Origin of the sequence: Bacillus sp. AFS001701 (genome assembly GCF_002559405.1) — a bacterium.
In the GTDB taxonomy this organism is placed as follows: Bacteria; Bacillota; Bacilli; order Bacillales; family Bacillaceae_G; genus Gottfriedia.
Genome location: NZ_NTZO01000299.1, coordinates 1 through 5,649, shown reverse-complemented (window position 1 = coordinate 5,649; position 5,649 = coordinate 1). Strand labels below are relative to the sequence as shown.

The 5,649-nt window shown below is 32.2% G+C and carries 6 protein-coding genes and 1 riboswitch; all 6 genes read right to left on the bottom strand.

Going from position 1 to position 5,649, the window contains the following annotated elements:
• Positions 1–255: 255 nt before the first annotated feature.
• Entirely contained in the window at positions 256–1,101 is an 846-nt protein-coding gene (locus CN514_RS18515) for a lipase family protein (protein ID WP_098233870.1), read from the bottom strand.
• A gap of 1 nt (position 1,102) precedes the next feature.
• Complete coding sequence (locus CN514_RS18510; RefSeq protein WP_098233871.1) at positions 1,103–1,969, bottom strand: lipase family protein; 867 nt, start codon at positions 1,967–1,969, stop codon at positions 1,103–1,105.
• A 542-nt stretch (positions 1,970–2,511) separates the two neighbouring features.
• Positions 2,512–4,416, bottom strand: a complete 1,905-nt coding sequence (locus CN514_RS18505; protein ID WP_098233869.1) for an APC family permease — start codon at positions 4,414–4,416, stop codon at positions 2,512–2,514.
• A gap of 130 nt (positions 4,417–4,546) precedes the next feature.
• A riboswitch (cyclic di-AMP (ydaO/yuaA leader) is annotated at positions 4,547–4,680 on the bottom strand.
• A gap of 129 nt (positions 4,681–4,809) precedes the next feature.
• On the bottom strand, positions 4,810–4,998 hold the full coding sequence (locus CN514_RS18500) for a hypothetical protein (protein ID WP_098233868.1): 189 nt from the start codon (positions 4,996–4,998) through the stop codon (positions 4,810–4,812).
• A 111-nt stretch (positions 4,999–5,109) separates the two neighbouring features.
• Complete coding sequence (locus CN514_RS18495; protein WP_098233867.1) at positions 5,110–5,298, bottom strand: hypothetical protein; 189 nt, start codon at positions 5,296–5,298, stop codon at positions 5,110–5,112.
• Positions 5,299–5,414: 116 nt separating this feature from the next.
• On the bottom strand, positions 5,415–5,649 hold a 235-nt coding region (locus tag CN514_RS18490; RefSeq protein WP_217993939.1), incomplete at its 5' end, for a hypothetical protein.

Genomic DNA, 5,649 nt, shown 5'->3' with positions numbered 1-5,649 from the left:
AAAAAGTAGGATAGTTTTTTAATAAACTTATAAACTATTTAAATTGTTTGTAAAAATAATCTATTTTGTTTATTTTAAACCTAAATGAGTTAAAACATCATCTACCGTTACAACTTTATAAGCTACCTTAGCTTTAGGTGGATTTGGAACTGTAGTTCATGATACTAATTTATACTTCAAAAATAACTCACCTACTCTTCAAACAAAAAATCAAATCCATAAGAACCATGGATTTGATTTAAATTTTACTATTATTTAGTTCTTTTCAATACATTGCCCATTATAAGGAGTACATATTTTTATACTTGGACAAAAATCAGGATTATTCAAACATAATGCAGAAGTAAATTCTGGATCTAATCTGCTAACTGTATTAAAGTAACAGCCAATATAATGATTACGAGCTATGCTATTTAATTGAAACGAGACTGGAAAATTGTTGTTCACGTGCCGATAATACAAACCTTTTGATGTAAACGGTGGAGGATAAGTTTCTACAGGTAAGGTAGGAATGATGTCATGTACATTATAAATACGAAAACTTCTCTTTACAATTTGATTATATCGATATGCAAATTCTGGATCTGCAACACGCGGACTACCGAAAGTATAGACTGATAGATTGTCGAAATCAGAATTCACTGTAATGTCAAAAGCAGCTAATAAAGCTAAAGCCCCACCCAAGCTGTATCCTGTTATCAATAGTCTTTTATTAGGTGATAACTTCATTAATTCTGTAAATAGTTCATTTCTTGCAGATTGATAAATACAAGTAAATCCTCTATGTGTATTTCCAACATTTTCAGCAAATGGATACTCTATTTGATATAAGTCCTGGTCTGATTCATTGTCTTTATATGAATCTGTACCTCTAAAAGCTATAATGATTTCATCTCTTGATTCTGCGATAAATCCAAAAGGTTCAGCTTCTGGCTCTTCAACTCCTGCATAAGCATAAATCGTAGAATGGAGTTTAAAACCTTTTGGTAAGACAACTTCTCCTGTGTCTCTCTCTATTAACTGATTTGATTGATGGCACATTGCAGCAAGTAATATTGCATCATTACTATTAAATACTTGGTCATTTCGATAGTAATTCATATTAACCACCACCTTCTTTAATACAAGGTTTTGGACAGTTACACGTTCGTTGAAAAGGAAAACACATTTCTGAATCAGGACAAAAATCCGGATTTTCATTACATAATTTCATTGCATAATCTGTATTTAAATTACTCAAGTTTTTAAAATAACACCCTATTCCATCATTTCTTGGCGTATCATTCAACTGAAAGGAAATTGGATACTTTGTATTTACATGTTGATAATAGATCCCTTCCTCTGTAAATGGTGGGGGATAAAATTTTTCTGGAAAAGTTGTAAATGAATCATGAATATTAACGATCCTTTGACTACTTTTCACGACTTGATTAAATTGATAAACAAAATCTGGATCACCAACGCGTGGACTCCCATAAGTATAAACAGATGCGTTTTTAAATTTTGAGTTCGTTATAATATCTATAGTGGCTAACGTTGCTAATGCTCCACCATAGTTGTGCCCAGTAATAAATAGTTTTTTATTCTTTGGAAACTTGTTTAATTCTTTTAATATTTTTTTTCTTGTAGATTGATAAATACATGTAAAGCCCCGGGAAGTTTTACCGCTATTTTCAACATAGGGATAAGGAACTTGAAGTATGTCATACGCTGCAATAAGATCTGCTGGATAAGCGGCATATCCTCTAAATGCGATAATAATATTTTCCTTTGACTCAGCAATAAAACCAAATACCTCATTCGTAGGATTCTCTACATTTACATCAGCATGAATAATATACTTCAGGACGTAGCCTTTTGGTAAATTAATCGTTCCTTTACGAAAAAGTACATATGTTTGATAGCTGAATGCAGCTAAAAGAATAGCTTCTTTACTATTTAAAACATTCCTTTTTTCGGAGAGTCCCATCATTACACGTCCTCTCTTTTCTTTGAACAGGGGTTTGGGATAAGCTAGGTTTGTTTATTCATTACACCTCAAATATTATATGTGATTGACATAGCTATTAGGAATTATTTTTGAATTCACATACACTTAACTAATATGAAAAAGTTTGCCTCAAAAGTCCGTATAAAGAGACGATCCTAACATTTGGAATATTATTTATAGAACTTTGAACTATGTTGAATATAGTGGGGTATCTCATCTGAACTAGTTGATATAATCGATCTATTTTATGACTTTTATCAAATTTTTAATTTGATATAGAAAAAATAAGGCATATTTGCTAGTGTTCCACTTTAAATTATGTTCAATTGTATATTTTTGATTTCGTAATACCTGAACCTGTAGGGGTAATTATCATTTTTATTTGCGATTACCCATCATTTTTTTGCAAAGATTGAATCCTTATTTGCAACATGCCATAAAAAAAATGAGGGTCCCATAAAAAAAGTTAATCTTTTGGGACGCCCTCATATTTAGCTTTAATCTATTGAATCTTGAAAACTCTATTTTCTCAAATGATAAGGAACCGTCGTAACGACAACATCCTTTTGACTTATTAACCAAAGTCGAAGTAAAAGTGCTGTTTGATTGTGAAGTAAATTATGCCACCATCTCTTAGGAATAAATTGTGGAATCACAATTTGGATGTGACTATCTTGATCATTTGCTTCAATTAACTTAATGAATCTTGAAAGTGGTGCAAGAACTGAACGATACGGGCTTTTTAGAACGACTAAGCGACACGGATTACCCCATTCTTCCCATTTTTCTTCCATTCTCTCAATTGATTCATCATCAAAGCCTACATAAACAGCAATCGGTTCTGTTGCAATCCCTTTTGCAAATGACAATGTATTGTGTACGACACGATGAGTACCTGAAACCAATACAACTGTTATAACCTTATTTGCTTCAGGTTTAAAAGAACTTAGATCGATGCCTAATTCGCTTGCTACATTTTGATAATGCTTATAAATTGCTAAAGAGAAGAAAATAATTGTCGGAATAACGACTAATACAACCCAAGCACCATCTACGAATTTAGTCACTGCAAATATAACAGTAACAACAGATGTAACGATTAAACCAATAATGTTTATCGCTAATTTAACTTGCCATTTAGGCCCTTTTACTCGCTTCCATCTTCTTGTTAATCCTAATTGCGCAATTGTAAATGATAAAAATACACCAATTGCGTACAGTGGTATTAGTGCATTAGTATGTGCTTGGAATGCAATGATTAAAATACTAGCAGCTGCAGCAAGTGCAATAATACCGTTAGAATAACCTAAACGATCGCCTCGGTTTGTAAATCCTCTAGGTAAAAAACCATCAGCTGCAACGATTGCTGCTAACTGTGAAAATCCTGTAAAAGTCGAGTTAGCTGCCAAAATTAAAATAATAAATGTAAACCAAATGATAACCTGATATAAAATTCCATGACCAAAATACACCTTTATCAATTGTGATAACATCGTATCATTTGGATTAGGTGAAATTCCGTTTACATATAAATGATATGCAAAGCCTAAAAGTGTAATTGAAGTTATTACGCCTAATGCTATATATGTTTTAATCGCATTTTTTTGACGAGGTTCTCTAAAAACTGGTACTGCATTTGAAATTGTTTCAATACCTGTTAAAGCAGAACATGCCGAACTAAATGCTTTTAAAACAAGTAAAACACTTAATCCTTGTGGAACTGTACCAAATGTAGGTGTATGGTGCTGTACAAAACCATTTTGGAATTCGTCAAAAAATCCTGTAAAAATCAAAAGTAACATACAGATCATAAAGCCAAATGTAGGCCACGCAAATATTTTAGCTGATTCAGCAACCCCACGAAGATTGACGACTAATAATAAAAATACACAAAATATCGCTAAAACTGTTTCATAAGGTTTAACTACTGGGTATGCAGATGACACTGCTTCAAGAGCAGCGGAAACTGAAACCGCAACTGTTAAGATATAATCAACTAAAAGTGAGCTTGAAGCGACGAGTGAAACCCATCGAGGTTTGAAATTATCCTTGGCAATTGCATATGCTCCACCACCACTGGGATAAGCTAAGATCCCCATAATATATGAAAGAATAAGAATCCCTAATAAAAGAACAGTTGCTATTGTAATCGGTATGATATACCAGTGCGCTTTTACCCCTAGACCGATCAACTCGGTCATTCCCGCCTCTGGTCCATACGATACAGATGAATACAAATCAGCTGCAAGAATTGGTAAAGCAATAAACCAAATCAACTTATTATGCTGTGCATGAATTTCAGCTGTTCTCATAGGTCTTCCAATAAATACTCGTTTTACACTATTAAAATTTGATATAGAATAATAAATCCCAAAAATCGCTAAAATAAATAGTCCAATTTCTATATATTCGGACGGATGATGCATAAATCTCTCCCCTTTTCTTAAAAAAGCAAATAAAACTAACGATACATTGGTGAAAACTACCAATTTTTATTTTTTTGCATACAAAAAAACACTAAGCTTTACTTAGTGTTTAAAAAACAATACTAAATAAACCCCCTTCTTTAAATGCTTACGAGGTTAGCTGTCGGATTCGGGATTAAAGAATACCCCTACCTTAACAAAAAGGATTCACCCCAATAAAGAAATGGTTCCCCCGCTCTTTTTAAGATTAAGCAACTATGGTTTTGAATTAGAAAATTATAGAATTTAAATGTAAATATATAACTTTAGGGTAAATTTGTAAATAGATTTTTACTAAAATTTACAATCGAATTTATGAAACCCAAAATAAGACAGACTTATTTTTCACTCATATTAGCGTACTTGATTCCAAACGATTTGTTGAGATTTACTTGTAGCTAAAGTGTTCGTTAATACGTTTTGCACTTCTATTTGATTAAACGTTGAGATCTTTTTATTAGCATTTGACATATTCGTTTCATACCCTGTCAGCAAAATAGAAAATCCACATCCAACTACTAAAGATAAAATTACTTTTTTCATTTTGTTTTCTCCTCTCGATTTTTTTTCATATAAAAAAACCATGACCTTTGGCCGTGGTTTGACGTTTGTTATTAAACGTAAGACCAACTAAAGTGGAAATTTCACGACTAATTAGCGTGCTTGATTCCAAATGATCTCTTTTGATTGATCAACTGTTACAATGTTTGTTAACACGTTTTGTACCTCAGTTTGATTAAACGTTGAGATCTTTTTATTAACTTCTGACTTATTCGTTTCGTACCCTGTCAGTAAAATAGAAAATCCACATCCGACTACTAAAGATAAAATTGCTTTTTTCATTTTGTTTTCTCCTTTCTTGATTTTTATTCTTAAAATATAAAAAAACCATGACCAATGGTCTTGGTTTGACGGTTGTTTTTTAAACGTAAGACCAACTTTGGAAGTTTCGCGACTAATTATCGCGCTTGATTCCAAACGATCTCTTGTGAATTATCAACTGCTAAAGTGTTTGTTAACACGTTTTGTACCTCAGTTTGATTAAACATAGAGATCTCTTTATTAACTTCTGACTTATTCGTTTCGTACCCTGTCAGTAAAATAGAAAATCCACATCCAACTACTAAAGATAAGATTACTTTTTTCATTTTGTTTTCTCCTTTCGCTATTTTTTCATATAAAAAAACCATGACC